We start from the raw sequence: 20380 nt of genomic DNA, 5'->3' as shown, positions 1-20380 counted from the left end.
TAATATATCTTATTTTACAAAAATTCTATGCTCTTCACATCGTAGGTAAATAGCTTTTTTGTGTCTTTTTCTATCAACAAACGCCCATAAGAATCAACTCCTTTTATAGTTCCATTAAACTCGCCAAACTCATCTTTAAACTGACGTTTTTCACCAAAGCCATACAAACATCCAAGATAGTCGGTATTTAATTTATTTTGCTTGCCATTTGTTATTTGCTCAAATCTTATTTTAACAAACGACAAAAGGCTCTTAAGCTCTTTTTCTAAATCGTAATTAACAGCGGTTATCTTTTTTAGTGAAATAGGATTGGGAGCATCGCTTTGGAAAATTAATTGATTTATATTCAAGCCTAAGCCAATAATACTATATTCCAGCTTATCGCCTAAAAGGCTATTATGAGTGAGCATTCCGGCAACTTTTTTATTAGCAATATAAATATCGTTCGGCCATTTTATTTTTACATCAACTATCTTCTTATTAAGCAAATAATCGTAAACCGAAAGAGAAATAAGTTTATTTAATTGAAATATATCTGTTGCAGATATAAAACTTGTTTCCAAATACAAACTAAAAGTTAGATTTTTCCCCCTTTCACTTTCCCAAAAATTACCTCTCTGTCCTATTCCTCCGGTTTGATTAATAGCACGCAGTACAACTCCACTTTTTAAAAGCCCTTTTTTCTTCCAATCTAACATTAACAGATTTGTCGACTCAGTTTCTTGAATTGTTTTTATATAAAACTCCAAATTCATACGCCAATAATATTTTTAATCGGTAAGGCTCTTGATTCATCAAAAGTAAGCATAGCATTAATAAGCATAAAGGCATCAAACATTTTTAAATCTTCTGTACTAATAGATATTTCTTCAATCATTCCTTCGTTTAGAAGATACTCACGCATAACGCCTGCTAATAATGGTGAATCGGGAGTAAGCCAACGCATATCTTTCCTAAAGATAATATTGGAAAAGGACGTATCACTTATTTTACCATCATTCACTATCAGCACCTCATCAGCCGGAAAAGCTAAGTTTTTAAGATGCTCTAACCTATCCCGATCTGTTGATTTATAATCGTAATTTATTGATGCTTCTATCAATTTTAAATTGGAAATATTTTGAGGTTTATAAAACGAAAATTGCAAATCTCGAATCTCTATATCATAAACAATACGGCATTTTACCAAACCTTTTTTATATTCCTCAGGGATTTGGATAAACTGATATAAATCTCTTTCATCCTCCACACAAAAAAACAGTTTACGAGTAGCATTAAAACGCTCATTATGGTAATCTAATAATTCAATATTACCATTTAATATCCGTATGCTTTCAATAAATTGGGACATACACTTTATCTATCATTTCGTTATATTCTTTTTCTTCATCGCTAAAGGTAGTGACTCCGCCACCACTTTTAAAAATCAGTTTTCCGTTTTGTTCCTCAATATACCTAATCATTACTCCACTATCGAGCTTTTCACCATCAAAGAAACCAAAAACGCCCGTATAAAATCCCCGCTTATAATTTTCTGCTTTACAAATAATCTCTACCGTTTTCTTTTTTGGAGCACCACTAATTGATCCGGCAGGAAGCAACTTAAAAAAATGCGTTCCAAGCTTATCAAAAAAATCACTTTCTAAATCACCCACAATTTCCGAGCTCACTTGTAATAACTCTTTCTGATTAGTTTTTAGTCTATCAATATAACGAAACCGTTCTACACGAACATTCTTAGCTACCATGCTCAAATCGTTGCGAATCAAATCAACAATAGTATTATGTTCTGCGGTCTCTTTTGGGTCGTTTAAGATTTGATTTTCGGCATCAGGCAGCAAAGCATCTATAGTTCCTTTCATAGGAAAAGAAGCTATTTTACTTGCTTCGATACGTACGAAAATTTCGGGTGAGAATACTACAAACTTATCCTTTAACCATAATTTATATGGGGCTTTTGCTTGATAAAAAACATCCTTGATAGTTCTGTTTAGCTCTATAGTTGTAGGCTGAGTCAGGTTTACCAAATATGTATTCCCATAATCAAGATTCTCCTTTACGTAAGCAAAGGCTTTATGGTATTGCTCTTCGCTTATAGGTGACTTTGAAAACAACAAGGAATCTACATTCTTTTCGAGCTCAGAATCTTGAGTATTAGAATAATCTCCTATATTATAAAGAAGCTTTTGATTATCAACTTCATCCGGTGATAATACCAGATTTTTTTCGCCCAAAAAATCAGTAACAAAAAGAAATGGTTTACGCGCTTTCCCCATCCTATTCATTTTCTTTATCGTATCTGATTTATTCAACATAATCCCCATAATTTTTATAGTATTGCAAAGATAAAAATTGCTCTATATGAAAGTGCTTTTACTCGATAATTACGATTCATTCACATATAACCTCAAACAACTAATTGAGCAATTTGGTGTTGAGCAACTCGACATCATAAAAAACGATCAGCTTGAAATAAATAGTGTTGAGCAATATGATAAAATAATTTTATCGCCGGGACCGGGATTGCCTGCTGACGCCGGATTAATGCTTGATATAATTAAGCATTATGGTTCAGGGAAACCGATTTTAGGAGTATGTCTTGGGCATCACGCCATTGCTGAGGCATTTGGAGGAAAACTGTATAATTTTAATCAAGCCACGCATGGAGTTTCTCGACAAACTAAAATCCTGAAAGGAGATTCTCTTTTTCAAAATATTCCGCCGGAATTTAGTGTTGGATTATACCATAGCTGGGCAGTAGCAGAGGAGGAATTCCCCAAAGATTTAGAAATTATTGCTCGAAGTGAAAAAGGAATCATTATGGCTATCAGACACAAAATATACAATATTAAAGGAGTGCAGTTTCATCCCGAATCTATTATGACTCCATTTGGGAAAACAATGCTGTGGAATTGGTTGAAAGAAGATATCTAATTCAAAATCAGCTTATTCTCAGAGACACTTATTTGATTTACCGGTAAATCAAAACTTGAGCCATCGAATTCTACTATGCGATTAGCCAAAGGCATCAACTTTTTTGCTGATTCTTTTTGAGACTCTTGGTTTTTATGTTTGAAATATAAAAACACTCCCGGGTCGACAAAAAAACGTAAGCCTCCCGATTCGCATACCCAAAGCACATTTTCTTTCGCCATTCTATTAACAAAATCAAATACATCAAGCAAAGCGTTATCTGTGGTAGTTTGCACAAAAAATACTTCATCGGCTCCTGCTTTAAGCATACGGGAACTGTCTTTATTTCCCAAAAAATCTTTTTCTAAAGCAATTTGATAATCATCAGTTTGCACAATAAGATGTGTAGGATTAGAGGTATGAAAATGCGGCGTTATTTTTAAGCCATAAACCACATTTCCAAGTTTCTTTAGATATTTAATAGCCTCAACGGCAAAAGATGTTTTTCCAACATTTTGTCCGGAACCGGCAAGCAGCAGCATATTTGGCACAACAAAATGCTTAGGGATTTCTGTTTCTATATGCCCCACATTAATCATAAAAGATATTAATGGTTATTTTGATTGCCAAGTATCAAAATAAGAGCATTTATTATATTTATCGCTAATATGTATGTAAGTTTTTGCTGCACGTATTTTCACCCATTCATCAATTACCTCTTGCTTCTTTTTATTAATGGTAGCTTTCTGAATAATATCATAGTCCTGCTTCATATTAGCTTTATGTGGAGCTGTTTTATTAACAAGTTTAAGTAAACGATAGGCTTCCTTATTATCATCGGTAGTATAACTAACGGCATTAGAAACTTCACCTATTTTCAGTTTATCAATAACATAAAATACTTTAGGATCTAATTCTTCGGCTTGAAACTTTGCATTACCACTATTAGGATTAATAATTAATCCACTATTAAAACGATTCTGTCCATCTGAAAATTTAAGTGCAGCAGTTTTAAATGAAATACTATCACTAACGATTAAAACACGAATACTATCCAAATAATTTGCAGCTTTTTGAAGTTCTATTGGAGAAATTTTTGGACGAAGAAGGATATGGCGAACATTAATGAAATTGTCCTTTTTTTCTATCATCTGAATAATGTGATAACCGGCTTCTGTTTCCACAATACCTGAAATTTCACCTTCTTTTAGTCCGTAAGCAACAGCCTCAAATTCAGGATACAGCTCACCTCTACCGTACATTCCAAGCTCTCCTCCTTTTTTAGCAGATCCCGGATCTTCTGAATAAAGAATAGCTAAAGTAGAAAAGCTTTCTCCTTTAAGAATACGATTACGAAGTGTAAGTAATTTTTCTTTTACTTTCAGTTTCTCAGCAGTAGAAATGGGCGGCTTTTTAACAATCTCCGCTACTTCATAGGAAGTATTTATAAGTGGCAGACTATCTGCCGGCATTGCTTTATAAAACGCTTTGATTTCTTTAGGTGTAATCGTAACATTTTTAGTTATTTCGGATTGAACGTCCTGCTGAAGAATTTGTTCTCCAATCATTTCGCGCATTTCTTCTTTAAATTGATCTACCGGTTTGTGGTAATATTCCTCCAATTTCTCCTGACTGCCAAACTGTGAGATGTAATATCTGAATCGACGATCCAGCTCCTGCTCAACTTGAACCGGACTTACAACAATACTATCAATATCGGCTTGATTAAGTAATAGCTTTTGGAATATTACTTTTTTAAGAATATCGCATTTGATGGTAGAAGAGCTTCCTTCTATATAGCCTTGCATACGATATTGCAAATATTGGGTTTCTATATCAGATTGTAAAATTATATTTTTACCTACAACGGCAACTACTTCATCTAAAATAGTTTGTGGTCTTTGCTCCGTTTCCTGTCCCCAAGCGAACAGGGTTATTACAAAGCTTAATGTAAGTATTGAAAAAGTTTTCTTCATAGTCATTATTTCATTTGCGAATTGAGGTCAAAATTAAGACAATAATCCTATTTGCAATTTAATATTAATATATTTCAAAATTCTTTTGTTGAAAAGCCCTTTCAAATAAAGCACTTTCCATATTATCAATCAAAATTATCTTTCTTTTATTTAAAATTATCTTCCTTATTTTTTCATTTTCAAATTCTAAAGGCGACAACTCCTCTGCTACTTTAAAATCTTTTATGTAAAGGAAGAAGATATATGGTTTATTTTTTAATTCTATAAAACGGTGATTTTTTAAAAATACTGATTTATTATAAGTTGTAATTGGCACTTTATTTAATAAGTCGTTAAACCGAATCCATTTCTCATCATCGGTATAATAATCTGTTCCATTCTCTATACAGAAGTTTTCAACTTCTAATCTATTTGTTGTAGTATCGCCCAAATTTTTAAACATCTTACGAGCTGCTTCAAGCTGAGGAGAATTCTCATCCATCTGAATAAAACTAAACCGAACAATACTTTCTTTAAGCTGGAAATCAGTAAGATGCTGTTTATAGTATTCTTCCACTTGTTTCTCTGTAACAAGAGTGTCTAATTGTTGATCAATATATAATTTCTTAAATTGAAAAAGCAATAGAGAATTTCTATATTCCTGAAGTTGCTTATCAAAATCCGTTAAACTATCCGGCAAATTATTTATAGCATGTTGAACCAAAATTTCATTACGTACCCAAGTATTTACAAAACTTTGTACCAACTGTAAGGAATCGTCAGGCCTAATCCCTGATGCCATATAATCTCCAATATCGGAATAGCTTAAATATTTATCTCCTACACGCGCAAGAACAATATCTTCACTATTTATTCTATTTGGACCACAAGCAAAAAGGCTTAGCAGAAAAATTAAAAATATCGATTTTAATCCTTTCTTCATTATTTATTCCGTTCCTTTATAGTACGTAAAACTTTCTTATCAACTTTTACTTCATAACGTTTCTTTAATTCAGATATCCATTCTTTTTCAAGATAATTTTGATAATCGGCAATAACCAAGCCGCGTGTTTCGCTTAATTTTTTAAGCTGAGGTTTAAGAATATCTCGAAAAACAACGATAGACTCTATCTTTCCGGTCTCATCCAACAATGGATAAAAAGCACCTTTCTTCCATTTTAGAGCATCGTACTTTGTCTTATCACCTTTTTCTACAGTAATTTTTTCTAAACGGACAGGATTTAAGCTGTCTGATGAAACTTCTTGAATAATCGCATCATCTGTTTCGCCAAGAAAAAGCAAATCTTGTACGCTATCGGAATAGCTCTTATCATTTAAATGAAAAACAGATAGTTGTGCTCTTTTTTTCCATTTATATTTGTTCTGGTTGTTAGCAAAAAACCGTTCTAACCCCAAAGTATCTGCCGATGCTTTAGACCATATTTTCTTATCCATCAAATCGAAAAGAAGAATTCCTTCACGATATTCATTCATAATTAATCTGAAATCGAAATACTTTTCTTCCAAATGTCTTTCTTCAAAACTTAAACACTGTTTATCAACATATTCCTTATACATTTTCGCAATCAGAATATCAAATCCATCGGGCATCTTACTGCCTTTTCGTTGAAAGATATAATTTAAAAAACCGTATTGAGAAAACAATGTATCACGAAGTGAGAAAATGGGTTTTGTTAAACCGGATAGCTTTTCAATATCAAAATCATCGGTATAAAAATTCGTATCGATAGCGGCAATAGCTTCTTGCAAATTATCGGGAAATTCTTTAAAATTCTCTTCTATTTTTATCTGTGCAATTTTAGCTTGTTCGCCTTTATGAGAACGTATATCCCTTTTTAGTTTATCTTTTATATCTTTTTTTACTTTATCAAAATCTTGAATTGGTTTCTGATCGAGGAATTTAATAATATGCCATCCATAATTAGTTTTTATAGGTTCAGAAATATCGCCAACATTCATTTTTGATAATGCGGCTATAAATTCGGGAACCATTCTGTTAGCTGCAAACCAAGGAAGCTCACCACCTTTTTCTCTCGTTCCCTTATCATCAGATTTTAAAACAATATCCTCAAATTTCTTACCCTTTTGGATTTCATCATACAGCTCATCAATACGCACTTTAGCAGAATCTATTGCTGCCGGCTTTGAATTCCGAACAAATATATGTGCAGCCTTAGCTTGACCAATAGCCGGAATTCTGTCTGTTAAAAGAATCAAATGGTAACCAAATCGTGTACGAACAGGTTTTGATATTTCTCCTACATTCAAATTAAAAGCAGCTTCTTCGAATGGATAAACCATATCGAAAACGCTAAAGAAACCAAGATCGCCTTTATTCCCTTTACGAGGCGGACGACCATTACCAAAATCCATATCCTTAGCTGACGGATCTTCAGAAAAACGCACAGCAGCATCGGCAAAACTATATTCACCATTTAAAATAGCTTCACGTATTTCCACTGCTTTTTGAAAAACGGCTAAAGTATCGGCAGGTGTAGGGGTTTTGCTTAAGCGTAATAAAATATGACTAGCTCTAACATTAGTTTGCATACGTTTATACACATCTCTAAGCATTTTCTCATTAACTTCTTCTATAACCAAATAAGGTTTAACAAGTTGCTTGCGATAACCCTCTAATTCTTTAATAAAAGCCGCAGCCGTATCCATTTTAGCATCTTTAGCTTCTTTTACTTTAAGTTTAAAATTTATATAAAGATCAAGATATTCGTTAATACTTGTTTTTTCGCTTTGCTGATTGATGCGACTATTTTTCTGATAAATTGCCCAAAATTCTTCAGCACCAATATTCTCATCTCCGATTCGGAGTAAAACAGAAGAGCTGTCTTGAGCTTTAACACTCAAAACAAAAATTAAGACAAGTCCAAACAGACTAAAGTATTTTTTAATCATTTGCGTAATTTTTAAATATTAACTATCGACTATAATTTGGAGCTTCACGAGTAATTGAAATATCGTGGGGATGACTTTCAATAACTCCTGCTGCAGTAATTTTAGTAAACTTAGCTTGTTGAAGTGTAGCAATATCTTTAGAACCAGTATAGCCCATTCCTGCTCTCAAGCCGCCAACCATCTGATGAATAACTTCCGATAAACTTCCTTTATAAGCAACTCGCCCAACAATTCCTTCGGGAACAAGTTTACTAATTTCATCTTCCATATCTTGAAAATAGCGATCTTTTGAGCCATGCTGCATGGCTTCTACCGAACCCATACCGCGATATGATTTATATTTTCTTCCTTCAAAAATAATTGTTTCTCCGGGAGATTCATCCACACCGGCAAATAATGATCCTGCCATAACGGTATCAGCTCCTGCTGCCATTGCTTTTACAATATCACCGGTATAGCGAATACCACCATCGGCAATAACCGGTACGCCACTTCCTTTAATTGCAGCTGCAACATCCATAACCGCAGAAAATTGCGGAACACCAACACCGGCAATTACACGAGTAGTACAAATAGAACCGGGTCCTATTCCTACTTTAACACCATCAGCACCTGCTTCTACCAATGCTTTTGCGGCTGCTCCAGTAGCAATATTTCCAACAACCACTTCCATCTCAGGAAAATTTTCTTTAATCTTTTTCAGTGTAAGTATAACACTTTTGGTATGTCCGTGAGCCGTATCTAAAACCAAAGCATCAACTCCGGCATCTACCAATTCTGAGGCTCTTTCCATACTATCGCCACCAATACCAATAGCGGCAGCAACGCGAAGGCGACCACGAATATCTTTACAAGCATTTGGACGCTCCTTAATTTTTATAATGTCACGATAAGTTATTAAACCTATTAGTTTTTTGTTTTTATCAACGACCGGAAGCTTTTCAATTTTATTTTGTTGAAGAATATCGGCAGCAATTTCAAAAGTAGTAAACTCACTTACGGTTACAACTTTTTTGGTCATTACTTCTTTAATAGCTCTATTTAACTTACGCTCAAAACGCAAATCACGATTAGTAACTATTCCTACTAATTTATTTGATTTATCAACAACAGGGATTCCTCCAATATGATATTCGGTCATTAAAGCTAAAGCGTCAGACACAAGGGCTTTAGAAGAAATAGTGATAGGATCTATAATCATCCCATTTTCAGCTCTTTTTACTTTTCTCACTTCGCTTGCCTGCTGTACGATTGGCATATTTTTGTGAATCACACCAATACCACCTTCCTGAGCTAATGCAATAGCCATTTTAGATTCTGTAACGGTATCCATTGCAGCCGAAATAACAGGAATATTAATAGCAATATTTCGGGTAAAACGTGTTTGGACATCAACATCTCTAGGTAAGACTTCAGAATAGGCCGGAATTAACAATACATCGTCATAAGTTAATCCCTCACCAATTACCTTATCATTTTTTACAGTCATTGCTCTTTCTTTGTTTTGCTGCAAAAGTAGGAAAATTTTTAGTGCTAAAAAGTTAAAATAAGTGAACGTATTAGGCTTATTTACTGGTTTATCTAATGAATGAAAACTAAGCGCAATCTTTAAGAATTATGCAAAGTATTATTTTAGAAGATTCAGATAAAATTCTTGGACTTTCTTCGAAATTATTTTTTGATTGAAATGAGTATTAACAAATTCCTTTGCTGCATTACCTAATTCGGAATTTTTTTGTGGTTGGGATAATAAATAGTCTATTTTATTCAAAAACTCATTCTTATCATTAGCTACAAGAACTTCTTTATTATTTTGAGCAGGATTTCCTTCTAAGCCTAAAGCAGTAGAAATAACCGTCTTACCCAAAGCCATAGCCTCAATAATTTTTATTCGCATTCCGCTTCCTGAGAATAAGGGAACAACCATAATACTATGCGAACAAATAAAGTCAGAAGCACTTTCCACTTCGCCTAAAAAAATAAGATTTGGAGCTTTTATGGCTTTTATTTCTGCCGAAGCATTCCTGCCGGCAAGATAAAATTTCAGAGTTGGATATTTCTTATTAATTACAGGCCAGACTTTATCGAAAAACCAAAGCAAGCCTTCCTGATTAGGAAGCCAGTCTAAAGCACCAATATGAAATAAATCGGGTTTAATTTTACTAGAAGACGCTTGTTCTTTTAAATTCTCGACTATTCCTGCCGGCGTTATATGAAATTTTATTTTTGGAGCATAGCTTAAAAACCATTCTTTATCTTTTTTGCTAATTGGCAAAATAGCATCGTATTGTGGTAAAAGCTTTTTCTCTAACTTTAACAAACGAATAGATAGATTTTTAAAATACAAGCTTTTAATATATCCTGAACGATAAGCAGCTCGTTGCCAAATCTCAAATTCTAAATTATGTGCACGATAAATGATTTTTGCTTTACTGTATTTTCTTATTAAAGGAATATATAAACCCAAATACAAACCTTCTAATTGAATTATATCGTAGACTTCTGATTGTAATAAATCTCTTAATGCTTGTCTGTAATCAGCTGTATAAAAGCGCTCGGCGGTATAAGCATTCTTAGAAAAGAAAAAGTTTTTTAAAGCCCCACGAATACTAATTTTAGCCGGAACATCAATAGCAATTAACTTAATTTGATTTGTAATTTCCGGAGGAATCTTTTTTACAGCATAGTAATGTTTGGCTGTATTCATTGCTAAAAGGGTAATATTATTACCCAATTTTGATAGAGAAAGGCTCAAATTTAATGTGGCAATAGAACCTCCATCTATTGGCGGATACGGAATTTTATTAGTAAGAATTAAAATTCGCATATCAATTTTAAGTTCTATATTTCTACTTTATTACCTTGTAAATAAACCGATTCTATATTACGATCATCACCAAGCATCATTAAAACAAATAATATCTCATCAATATTATGCGAATCTCTTAATCTTTCTTGCATAAGTTCTGTTGCCATAGTATCAACTACTATAAAATCGGCTTCTTTGCCAACTTCAAAATTACCAATAAAAGCATCCTGATTAAGAGCCTTTGCTCCTCCCAAGGTAATCAGATAAAATGCATTTCGTGCTGTAAATTCAATATCTTGCACGGCTGCAACTTTATATGCTTCCGAAGCTGTTCTTAACATCGAAAAGCTATTTCCGGCACCTACATCACTTCCTAAAGCTAATGGGATTTTATACTTTCTACATTTTTGTAAATCAAATAATCCCGAACCCAAAAAGAGGTTAGAAGTAGGACAATGGACAATAGATGTTTGCGTTTTCGCTAAACGTTTCCATTCATCATCCTCTAAAAAGATAGCATGAGCCATTAAGCTACCTTTCCCCAAATAGCCATAACTATCGTATACATCTAAGTAACTTTTGGATTTTGGAAACATTTTTTTAACATTTCCGACTTCATGATTATTTTCAGAAAGATGGGTTTGAACGGCTATTTTAGGATATGTTTTTTTTAAATCTCCAATAGCTTGTAATTGCTCTTCAGAACTTGTAATAGCAAAACGTGGAGTAAGTATGTAATTCAAACGTTCGCTATTATGATATTTTTCAATAAGTTGATTATTTTCAGAATATGTCAGCTCTGTTTTATCGCGGAGACTAACAGGAGCATTTCTATCCATATTTGTTTTTCCGGCGAGAATACGCATATTTAAACGAAGTGCTTCCTCAAACAAAATAGCTGTTGCCTCTGGATGTCGACTGGGGAAAATGGCTGCCGTTGTTGTTCCGTTTCTTAATAGTTGAGCAAAGAAAAACCTTACAGAATGCCGCGCAAAATCATTATTCTCAAACTTTTCTTCTAAGGGAAAAATATAAGTCTCAAGCCAATCGAGTAAGCGCTTACCATAAGAAGCTATTGCCTGTGTTTGAGCGGCATGGACATGACCATCAATAAAGCCGGGAAAGACAAGCTTTCCGGAATAATCCTTTATTATAATTTCTTTTGGTAAAAAAGAACTCACTTTCTCTTTCTCACCAATCATTTTTACTTTTCCTTCTTCCACCCACAATATTCCTTTCGGAATAAAAACCATTTCATCCTCGTTTAAAAAATGTATAAAATCAGCCTTTATAGCGATACTTACCTTCTTAGTCATATTCATTTTTTGCGCACATAAAATTACAATAAAAACAACTTATATTGATTTTACCTGCTCTTTATTTAATTCAAATTTATTTTAAAAATTATTATAAAGTCTTTTCTCGTTTAGCTTTTTTTTCTTTATAGAAAGACTTTTTGGCAATATATAACACTTTACTCACTTGAGCATAAACTTTACCCGAAATATCGGTAAAATCAATCTCAAAATCTATATCAATCTCTTGTTTTTCAGCTACATCTGATTTAATCTGCTCAAGTAATTCATCAGAAATTAAAAACCTCGCATACAAAGTTTTGTTTCCCGGACGCAAAAACCGAATAGATGCAGATTTATCCCAAACAACATATGATTTTCCCAATAACTGTATCAGCTGTATCATATAAATAGGATCGGTAGAAGCATACATACTTCCCCCAAAAATAGTTCCGACATAATTCTTTGTTCGCCACGAAAGTGGTAACCTAAGCTGAACTTCTTTAAAATCAGTAGATAAAAATATTACTTTGGCACCTGTCCCCCAATACGCAGGGAAAATATTTAACAGATTGCGTTTAAATCGGCCATTAATATTTTCTGTTTTGGTGGTTGGCAGTCTTTTTTTAATCATTTTTTTTGATGATAAGATTAGTGTTTTAATTATACGTGTTATTTATGCGGCGTCAAAGGTCGGAAAAAAATTGATGTAAGGACAGATTGCATCTCGGCTTCGCTCGATATAAAGTACGATGTAAAGCTCAAATAAAAGTGATTATGTAGATTTATGAGAGAGAATTTTTTTGCATAAAAGATAATAAGCGAATTATTTTATCTTTGCTAACAAATACACAAAAAGCACGTGAACCCCTTAAAAAAACTACTTGGACAAACAGCCATTTACGGATTAAGCAGTATTATCGGACGCTTATTAAATTACTTGCTCGTTCCGCTCTACACTTACACTTTGCCCGCTTCAGAATACGGAACGGTTACTGAATTATATGCTTATGTTGCTGTGGTTTTTGCTTTCCTAACTTACGGAATGGAAACTACCTTTTTTCGCTTTTCAGAAATAGAAGCAAAAAAGGAAAAAGTATATAGTACAGGCTTAATTTCTTTAGTCGTAAGTTCGCTTTTCTTTATATTCATTTTCCTGATTTTTAAGGATAAAATCGCCAATAATTTGGGTTATGTCGAGCATCTAAATTATTTAGTCTGGTTTGCTTTTATTTTATTTTTCGATGCCTTATCGAGCATTCCTTTTGCAGGCTTACGCCGAGAAGAAAAAGCCTTAAAATTTGCTACATTAAAACTCATTAATATAGGAATAAATATCGGCTTGAATTTATTTTTTATTCTGTACTGTACCGGCGTAATGGAAAAAGCCGATGGTGGTGCTATGTATCGTTTTGTAAATTCATTCTTCGATACAGATAATTTAGTGGGTTATATTTTTCTTTCTAATTTATTTGCTAGTGGAATCACGCTTTTGTTTTTACTTCCAACATATAAATTCTTACGTGCAGGTTTCGATTTTGCATTATGGAAAAAAATGATTTCGTATACTTGGCCTATTTTAGTTGTCAGTATAGCAGGAATCGTTCCTGTTTCTCTCGATAAAATACTATTTCCTCATTTATTTTCGGATAGTGCCGAGGCAATGAAATATTTAGGGATTTATGGAGCAAACGCCAAAATAGCGATTATTATGGTGCTGTTTATTCAAACCTTTCGCTATGCTGCCGATCCGTTTTTCTTCGGCGAAGCCAATAATAAAGATGCCCAAAAAACCTATGCTTTGGTTATGAAATGGTTTGTAATCTCAGGTTCTTTTATTTTTCTTGGAACCATGTTGTTTATAGACCTTATTCAGTATTTCATCGGATCATCGTATCGTGAGGGCTTGGGAATAGTTCCTATTCTGTTGATGGCTAACCTTTTGCTTGGGATTTACTATAATCTGTCGTTTTGGTATAAACTTACAGATAAAACAATTTATGGTGCTTTCTTTTCCGTTAGTGGTGCACTAATAGCTATTGTCGCTAATATTATTCTTATCCCCATTTGGGGAATCTACGGTGCTGCTTGGTCTGTGTTTTTTGCCTATTTAGTACCTACAATACTTTCTTTTTTCTTTGGTCGAAAATATTTCCCAATTCCTTATCAGGTTTTGAAAATTATCTTTTACCCAATGGCTGCTTTGGCTATTTATAGTTTAAGTGCTTATTTTAACACATCACTCTATTTAAATGTTTTGCTTTTTGGTGCTTTCTTTATATTAATGATGCTAACAGAACGTCCCAAAACAAAAACCAATTAATTCTATGAGCAAAAAAAGAGCTATTCCGCATACTTACGTTATTGTTTTTTATATTATAATTTTTTCCGCTTTACTAACTTGGATAATTCCAGGCGGTGCTTTTGAGCGACAACAAATTCAGTTAGATAACGGAACTGTAAAAGAAGTTATTGATAGTAATTCTTTCCAATATACCGATTCAAATCCTCAAACTTGGCAAGTTTTTTCAGCTCTTTTTGATGGCTTTGTAGACAAAGCCGATATTATTATTTTTATACTGCTTATTGGCGGTGCTTTTTGGATTATGAATGAAAGTAAAGCCATTGATGTTGGTATATTCTCGTTTTTAAAAGCATCAAAAAAAGTTGAACATATTTGGCTGTTTAAAAAACTCGGAATCAACAATATTATTCTCACCCTGATTATGCTTTTATTTTCTGTTTTCGGAGCAGTTTTTGGAATGAGCGAAGAAACTATTGCCTTTATTATAATTTTTGTCCCCTTGGCAATTAGTATGGGTTACGATAGTATTGTCGGTATTTCATTGTGTTTTGTTGGAGCAGCATTAGGATTTGCAGGAGCTTTGCTTAATCCTTTTACTATTGGTATTGCTCAAGGTTTATCGGGTTTACCTTTGTTTTCAGGTATAGAATATCGTTTTTTTAGTTGGATCGTAATCAATTTTGTTGGTATTGCCTGGATACTTCGCTATGCAAACAGAATCAAGAAAAACCCTAAACTTTCTCTTGTTTACGAAGAAGATGCTTATTGGCGAAAGTCAGAGATAAAAGAGGAATCTGATGGTCTTGTAAAAGCGGGGAAATCCGCTTGGATAAGTTTTGTGTTTATAGTGGCTGTATTGCTCTACTTTTCTTATACTGAATTCTATAGTGTATTACAAATTGGAAATGCTTCTTATAATTTCCCTGCAATTCCTGTTGTTACTGCTTATTTCACCATTTTCGGATTTCTTAGTATTCGGAAATCTATCCACTTCTATATTCTAAATATCCTTGGTCTCACCATTTTTATGTTGATTGTTGGTGTTATGGGATACTCTTGGTATGTGATGGAAATTGCAAGCTTGTTTTTTGCTATGGGATTGGCTTCAGGAATTGCTATGAACTATTCACCCAATAAAATTACAAACCTATTTATTGCCGGAGTAAAAGATATTACTTCCGCGGCTTTGGTTGTTGGTTTAGCAGGTGGAATTATTATCATATTAAATAACGGACAAATCATAGATACACTTTTGTATTACGTTTCTAAATCGATGAATGATATTGGTAAGCTTGCTTCCGTGGAATTGATGTATGTTTTTCAAACCGGAATCAATGTGATTATTCCTTCGGGATCGGCAAAAGCAGCACTTACCATGCCTATTATGTCACAGTTCTCGGATTTAATAGGGGTTTCTCGACAAGCAACCGTAATGGCTTTTCAGTTTGGTGATGGATTTACGAATATGATTACACCTACTTCAGGTGTTTTAATCGGCGTACTTGGTGTAGCACGAATCCCTTATGAAAAATGGGTTAAATGGGTTTGGCCATTTATTTTAATGCTTACAATTATAGGTGCTCTTTTATTGATTCCTACGGTTTATATGGAACTTAATGGATTTTAGCAGATGCTTTGCTTAGAGCGAAATCCCTCTCTCCCTTATCCCTACAAGGGTTTAAAACCCTCGTAGGGATTGATAGCTGCTTGATATAGCAAGTTATTGGATTTATCTTATACGCTCGCTTTTTTATATTTTATCATTTTTAAAGGTTGAACCCACAGGGTTCAAATGTTTATAAAGCGCAAGTCAGCGTATGTAATACGACCCCATCGGGGTCGAATATATGTTTTGAAGATTATCTTTTATAAACATACAATCCCTTCGGGATTATTATAAATGTAAAATTAATTGGAAAGAAGAAAGTTATTAGAATAGATTGGTCGATTATTAAAAGAATCCTATAAAACAGTAGCATTATATGTATATATATTAGAGATTTAGAATCTGCATTTAAACAAGTAGATAACTTTCACTTTTTTCGACTTATGTATTTCTACCAATCTTAATCGCAATTTCTACGTTAATACTGATTTATAACCCTTGACAAGATAAGAAAGCAAAATCATAAGCCCACTTTTTTATATTTTATCACTTTTAAAAGCTGAACCCACAGGGTTCAAATGTTTATAAAACAAAAGTCAGTATATGTAATACGACCCCATCGGGGTCGAATATATATTTTGAAGCTTATCTTTTATAAACATACAATCCCTTCGGGATTATTATAAATGTAAAATTGATTAGAAAGAAGAAAGTTATTAAAAGAATTGGGCATAAAATGAAAACTGTAAATCCTAAATATTATAATTCTCTAATTGAAATTCTAAAAAACAAATATCCAAAAACAAAAGTCTTTGAAGTCAAACCTCATCCACTAATTGTAAAACTATATTTTAATGAAAAATAAACATTTATAAACTCAAGAAGGCTTATGCGCTTAACATATTAGAATCCCCTGCTTAGAATAAACGTCTTGTCCTTGTTTTTCAGGTCTTCACTCGAAGTAAAAAATAATCAAAAAGACTATGTTTAGCTTAATCTTTTTCGATACTTAAAAGCGAAGTTCTTTTTATAACATACTAATTATCACACCAATACATTTAATACGCTCTTCCACCCTTCCCTTCAATATAATTAATAAAGCTGGTATTTACTACTTTGTTTCCGCCGGGAGTTGGATAATCTCCGGTAAAATACCAATCGCCTTTATGATTTGGTAATGCGACATGTAAATCTTCTATACTTTGGTAGATAACTTTTACTTTAGCCTTCACTTTTTTTGGTGTTACTAATTGCGCAATCTTATCAGAGATTTGTTGAGCTGTAAAAGGACGATAAATATCTTTTACATGATTCACTACTTCTTCTTTTGGCAGGTCTACTTGTGCTTTGCATTTCAGATAAACCTCGTTAATAATTGATTCTTGCTTAGTTTCTTTTAACAATTCAATAACGGCTTTAAAAGCAATGAAATCGCCTAAACGCGCCATATCAATCCCATAACAATCGGGATAGCGAATCTGAGGAGCCGAAGAAACAACAATAATTTCCGTTGGACCTAAACGATCGAGTATGCTTATAATACTCTGCTTAAGTGTTGTTCCGCGAACAATAGAATCATCAACAATAACTAACTTATCTTCTCCCGATTTTATAGAACCATAAGTAATATCATACACATGCCCAACTAAATCATCACGCTGATTGTCTTGTGTGATAAAAGTACGAAGCTTCATATCTTTTACCGCTACAGTTTCTATGCGAGGAGAGAAAAGCATAATTTCTTCAAGAGTTTTTTTATTTAGCTTATCACCTAATTCTAAAACTTTATCTGCTTTTAATTGATTACAAAATTTGTTTAACTCTTCAACCATTCCCTGAAAAGCTACCGCAGCGGTATTTGGAATATAGGAAAAAACGGTATTTCTAATATCATGCTGAATAGCATTTAAAACGGTAGCTGTTATTAAAGATCCTAATTTTTTACGCTCTTTATAAATGTCTCTGTCGGTACCTCGACTAAAATAAATTCTTTCAAAAGTACAAGCCTTCTTTGGCTGAGGTTTAAGTACCTGAACTTCTTCTACAAGACCATTATGCTTGACAATTAAAGCATATCCCGGCTTTAGCTCTTTTACTTTATCGCCTGGAATATCGAGACTGGTTTCAATAACCGGACGTTCTGATGCTGCTACAACTATATCATCATCAACATAGTAAAAAGCCGGACGAATACCAACAGGATCACGCATAATAAACCCATCACCATGACCCAATAAACCGGTAATTACATAGCCACCGTCCCAATCGTAAGATGCCTTTTTTAGAATGTTTGGAATATTTAAACCATTTGCAATTTGATGAGTTATTTCTTCTTTTGTAAATCCTTCGTATTTATATCTACGGTATAATTCTTCGTTTTCTTCATCTAAAAAATGACCAATTTTTTCCAACATCGTTATTGTATCTGATGTTTCAACGGGATATTGTCCGAAACTTACTAATCTGTCGAAGAGCTCATTAACATTAGTAAGATTAAAATTACCTGCCAGAATAAGATTTCTTGTCTTCCAATTATTTACTCTTAAAACAGGATGAATACTATCGATAGAATTTTTTCCAAAAGTACCATAGCGTAGATGTCCCATAAATACTTCGCCGGTAAAACGATAATTCATTTTTAGATAATTCACATCATTTAAAAGCTTAGGGTTTTGCTGCTCTAATTCAAGAAAAGGCTCGTAGGCTCTATTGAAAATATCTTTTAACGGAGAATCGGTATTGGAGCGTTCGCGACTAATATATTTATATCCGGGAGGCATATTCAATTTTACATTAACAATACCCGCTCCATCTTGTCCGCGATTATGTTGCTTTTGCATTAGTAAATGCATCTTATTCAAACCCCATAATGGAGTTCCGTATTCTGCAAGGTAGTATTCCAATGGCTTACGTAAACGCAAAAAGGCAATTCCGCATTCGTGTTTTAGTTGATCGCTCATGCTTTAAATTAATTGGTTAAATCCGTTTTTTACGTACGCAAAGTTTCATATAAAAAACAGGATAAAAAACTTTTTCTCTGTATTTATTTTCGATTTTAAAGATAGGTGTTTTTTAGAAAGCTGTGATTTTTTTCTTTGCGCCTTTGCGTAATGTGCTTTTCTCGCTAAGCCGCGAAGTCGCTAAGGTGTAATGTTTTGATAATCTGGTTTTCAGTACATATGCATAAATTGCAATTTTTTGGTTTTCTTTTTTTCTTTGCGTTTTTGCGCCTTTGCGTAATGTGCTTTTCTCGCTAAGCCGCGAAGTCGCCAAGGTGTAATGTTTTGATAATCTGGTTTTCAGTACATATGCATAAATTGCAATTTTTTGGTTTTCTTTTTTTTCTTTGCGTTTTTGCGCCTTTGCGTGATATTTTTTCTTGCGAAGCCGCGAAGTCGCTAAGGTATTTTTCTTTGGGTTTAAAGTGTCTTATAAATTATTTACTATTCGTGTTATTCCATCCCTAATTAGCTTTTCATTAAAATTTATAAGTAAGCCTAACCGGAGTCCCGTTATTCTTAGGTAAGTTAAAAGTTGCTTGGGATGAACGGGGGCAATCATTTCAACCGACTTAAGTTCAATTATTACTTTGTTTTCCACTATCAAATCAGCCCTAAATCCAATTCCCATTTTGTTGTCTTTCCAAATAACAGGAATTGCTTTTTGCCGTTCAACCTTTAATCCTTGATTGATAAGTTCATAATATAGAATTTCTTCATAAACAGATTCAAGCAAGCCTGGGCCGAGTTCAACATGAATGTTATAGCTGGTGTTTACAATAATTTTGGATATTTCGTTTTCATTCATAATTGTATTTTTTGAGAATATATAATCGTTTTGTTTTCTTTGTGTCTCTGCGTGATTTCATTTTCTCGCGAAGCCGCGAAGTCGCCAAGGTGTTATTTATGGTTTTTTTATCTTTTCTTTTTCTTGTTTTCTTCTTAGCGTCTCTGTGCCTTTGCGTGCTGTTTTTCTTTTCTCGCGAAGCCGCGAAGTCGCCAAGGTGTTATTTATGGTTTCTTTTTCTTTTCTTTTTCTTGTTTTCTTCTTTGCGTTTCTGCGCCTTTGCGTGATGTTTTTTCTAGACTAAAGATACACTTTTTAAGTTTTTCGTTAATTAATTTAAAGAAAGCGACTAAATTAGAGCGATCAAAAAATCATTTATGCATTATAGAATCCTTTTTGCCTTTTTTTTGGCACTTACTTTTAGTTCCTGTTTGAACAAACCTCAAACTCCAAAGGGAATAGTCATTGAAATGTATTCCCCAGACTTACCTGATACTACCGATGTTTATATTGTTGGTAGTATTGATGAGCTAGGAAATTGGAATCCCAATCAAGTTAAAATGCGCAAACTTGATAATCACAGATGGCACTTTTGTATTCAAGACGATGTTCCAGATCTGATAGAATATAAATTCACACTTGGATCTTGGGAAAAAGAAGCTGCCGGAGCTAATGGTTTACCTTTACAAAACTTTATTTTAAAGCCCAAAGGCGATACTTTAGTAAAGCACGATATTTACTTTTGGTTGGATGGTCAGCCTAGAATTATGAACGGTAAAG

Annotated in this window: 17 protein-coding genes; 4 read left to right on the top strand and 13 right to left on the bottom strand. The window is 33.5% G+C overall.

All coding sequences use genetic code 11. The features are described from left to right. Positions 1–14: 14 nt before the first annotated feature. Genes J7K39_10885 through J7K39_10875 form a run of 3 tightly spaced genes read right to left on the bottom strand, consistent with a single transcriptional unit; the run spans position 15 to position 2315 of the window. Positions 15–755 (bottom strand): biotin--[acetyl-CoA-carboxylase] ligase, encoded by a 741-nt coding sequence (locus J7K39_10885; protein ID MCD6180395.1) that lies wholly within the window; start codon positions 753–755, stop codon positions 15–17. After that, positions 752–1351 (bottom strand): aminotransferase class IV, encoded by a 600-nt coding sequence (locus J7K39_10880; protein ID MCD6180394.1) that lies wholly within the window; start codon positions 1349–1351, stop codon positions 752–754. Before J7K39_10880 ends, J7K39_10885 begins: the two co-directional genes overlap by 4 nt. Then, positions 1335–2315, bottom strand: a complete 981-nt coding sequence (locus tag J7K39_10875) for an aminodeoxychorismate synthase component I (GenBank protein MCD6180393.1) — start codon at positions 2313–2315, stop codon at positions 1335–1337. The genes J7K39_10880 and J7K39_10875 overlap by 17 nt, the downstream gene beginning before the upstream one ends. 46 nt (positions 2316–2361) lie before the next feature. Here J7K39_10875 and J7K39_10870 point away from each other — a divergent pair, with 46 nt between their 5' ends. Further along, positions 2362–2934: an aminodeoxychorismate/anthranilate synthase component II gene (locus J7K39_10870; protein MCD6180392.1), complete on the top strand. Its 573-nt coding sequence runs from the start codon at positions 2362–2364 to the stop codon at positions 2932–2934. Here the strand turns inward: J7K39_10870 and J7K39_10865 are convergent. From J7K39_10865 to J7K39_10830, 8 genes are all read right to left on the bottom strand, one after another. After that, positions 2931–3512 (bottom strand): hypothetical protein, encoded by a 582-nt coding sequence (locus tag J7K39_10865; GenBank protein MCD6180391.1) that lies wholly within the window; start codon positions 3510–3512, stop codon positions 2931–2933. The genes J7K39_10870 and J7K39_10865 overlap by 4 nt on opposite strands. 15 nt (positions 3513–3527) lie before the next feature. Continuing rightward, entirely contained in the window at positions 3528–4889 is a 1362-nt protein-coding gene (locus J7K39_10860; protein ID MCD6180390.1) for a peptidylprolyl isomerase, read from the bottom strand. 64 nt (positions 4890–4953) lie between these two features. Continuing rightward, on the bottom strand, positions 4954–5811 hold the full coding sequence (locus J7K39_10855) for a hypothetical protein (protein ID MCD6180389.1): 858 nt from the start codon (positions 5809–5811) through the stop codon (positions 4954–4956). After that, positions 5811–7799: a peptidylprolyl isomerase gene (locus tag J7K39_10850; protein MCD6180388.1), complete on the bottom strand. Its 1989-nt coding sequence runs from the start codon at positions 7797–7799 to the stop codon at positions 5811–5813. Before J7K39_10850 ends, J7K39_10855 begins: the two co-directional genes overlap by 1 nt. A 22-nt stretch (positions 7800–7821) precedes the next feature. Continuing rightward, on the bottom strand, positions 7822–9288 hold the full coding sequence (guaB, locus tag J7K39_10845) for an IMP dehydrogenase (GenBank protein ID MCD6180387.1): 1467 nt from the start codon (positions 9286–9288) through the stop codon (positions 7822–7824). Between the two features lie 138 nt (positions 9289–9426). Beyond that, on the bottom strand, positions 9427–10626 hold the full coding sequence (locus J7K39_10840; GenBank protein ID MCD6180386.1) for a glycosyltransferase: 1200 nt from the start codon (positions 10624–10626) through the stop codon (positions 9427–9429). A gap of 14 nt (positions 10627–10640) precedes the next feature. Continuing rightward, complete coding sequence (gene guaD, locus J7K39_10835) at positions 10641–11924, bottom strand: guanine deaminase (protein ID MCD6180385.1); 1284 nt, start codon at positions 11922–11924, stop codon at positions 10641–10643. Positions 11925–12015: 91 nt separating this feature from the next. Then, on the bottom strand, positions 12016–12537 hold the full coding sequence (locus tag J7K39_10830; GenBank protein ID MCD6180384.1) for a DUF4442 domain-containing protein: 522 nt from the start codon (positions 12535–12537) through the stop codon (positions 12016–12018). Between the two features lie 228 nt (positions 12538–12765). Here J7K39_10830 and J7K39_10825 point away from each other — a divergent pair, with 228 nt between their 5' ends. Then, positions 12766–14226 (top strand): polysaccharide biosynthesis C-terminal domain-containing protein, encoded by a 1461-nt coding sequence (locus tag J7K39_10825; protein ID MCD6180383.1) that lies wholly within the window; start codon positions 12766–12768, stop codon positions 14224–14226. A gap of 4 nt (positions 14227–14230) precedes the next feature. After that, entirely contained in the window at positions 14231–15835 is a 1605-nt protein-coding gene (locus tag J7K39_10820) for a YfcC family protein (GenBank protein ID MCD6180382.1), read from the top strand. A 1037-nt stretch (positions 15836–16872) separates the two neighbouring features. Here the strand turns inward: J7K39_10820 and J7K39_10815 are convergent. After that, positions 16873–18774 carry an amidophosphoribosyltransferase gene (locus J7K39_10815; GenBank protein ID MCD6180381.1) on the bottom strand — a complete coding sequence of 634 codons (1902 nt, stop codon included), beginning with the start codon at positions 18772–18774 and terminating at the stop codon, positions 16873–16875. A gap of 469 nt (positions 18775–19243) precedes the next feature. Further along, positions 19244–19621: a GxxExxY protein gene (locus J7K39_10810; protein MCD6180380.1), complete on the bottom strand. Its 378-nt coding sequence runs from the start codon at positions 19619–19621 to the stop codon at positions 19244–19246. A 356-nt stretch (positions 19622–19977) separates the two neighbouring features. On the opposite strand from J7K39_10810, the gene J7K39_10805 reads away from it, so the two are divergent. Next, the coding region (locus tag J7K39_10805) for a hypothetical protein (GenBank protein MCD6180379.1) at positions 19978–20380 on the top strand (403 nt) is incomplete at its 3' end.

The organism is Bacteroidales bacterium, from assembly GCA_021157585.1.
In the GTDB taxonomy this organism is placed as follows: Bacteria; Bacteroidota; Bacteroidia; order Bacteroidales; family UBA12170; genus UBA12170.
This window is presented reverse-complemented; position numbering and strand designations above follow the sequence as displayed.

Excerpts from the sequence above, each read along its gene's own strand:
- J7K39_10880 (MCD6180394.1), bottom strand. The coding sequence starts at position 1,351 with ATGTCCCAATTTATTGAAAGCATACGGATATTAAATGGTAATATTGAA.
- J7K39_10875 (MCD6180393.1), bottom strand. The coding sequence starts at position 2,315 with ATGTTGAATAAATCAGATACGATAAAGAAAATGAATAGGATGGGGAAA.
- J7K39_10865 (MCD6180391.1), bottom strand. The coding sequence starts at position 3,512 with ATGATTAATGTGGGGCATATAGAAACAGAAATCCCTAAGCATTTTGTT.
- J7K39_10810 (MCD6180380.1), bottom strand. The coding sequence starts at position 19,621 with ATGAATGAAAACGAAATATCCAAAATTATTGTAAACACCAGCTATAAC.
- J7K39_10855 (MCD6180389.1), bottom strand. The coding sequence starts at position 5,811 with ATGAAGAAAGGATTAAAATCGATATTTTTAATTTTTCTGCTAAGCCTT.
- J7K39_10885 (MCD6180395.1), bottom strand. The coding sequence starts at position 755 with ATGAATTTGGAGTTTTATATAAAAACAATTCAAGAAACTGAGTCGACA.
- J7K39_10830 (MCD6180384.1), bottom strand. The coding sequence starts at position 12,537 with ATGATTAAAAAAAGACTGCCAACCACCAAAACAGAAAATATTAATGGC.
- guaB (MCD6180387.1), bottom strand. The coding sequence starts at position 9,288 with ATGACTGTAAAAAATGATAAGGTAATTGGTGAGGGATTAACTTATGAC.
- J7K39_10850 (MCD6180388.1), bottom strand. The coding sequence starts at position 7,799 with ATGATTAAAAAATACTTTAGTCTGTTTGGACTTGTCTTAATTTTTGTT.
- guaD (MCD6180385.1), bottom strand. The coding sequence starts at position 11,924 with ATGACTAAGAAGGTAAGTATCGCTATAAAGGCTGATTTTATACATTTT.
- J7K39_10840 (MCD6180386.1), bottom strand. The coding sequence starts at position 10,626 with ATGCGAATTTTAATTCTTACTAATAAAATTCCGTATCCGCCAATAGAT.
- J7K39_10815 (MCD6180381.1), bottom strand. The coding sequence starts at position 18,774 with ATGAGCGATCAACTAAAACACGAATGCGGAATTGCCTTTTTGCGTTTA.
- J7K39_10860 (MCD6180390.1), bottom strand. The coding sequence starts at position 4,889 with ATGAAGAAAACTTTTTCAATACTTACATTAAGCTTTGTAATAACCCTG.
- J7K39_10870 (MCD6180392.1), top strand. The coding sequence starts at position 2,362 with ATGAAAGTGCTTTTACTCGATAATTACGATTCATTCACATATAACCTC.
- J7K39_10820 (MCD6180382.1), top strand. The coding sequence starts at position 14,231 with ATGAGCAAAAAAAGAGCTATTCCGCATACTTACGTTATTGTTTTTTAT.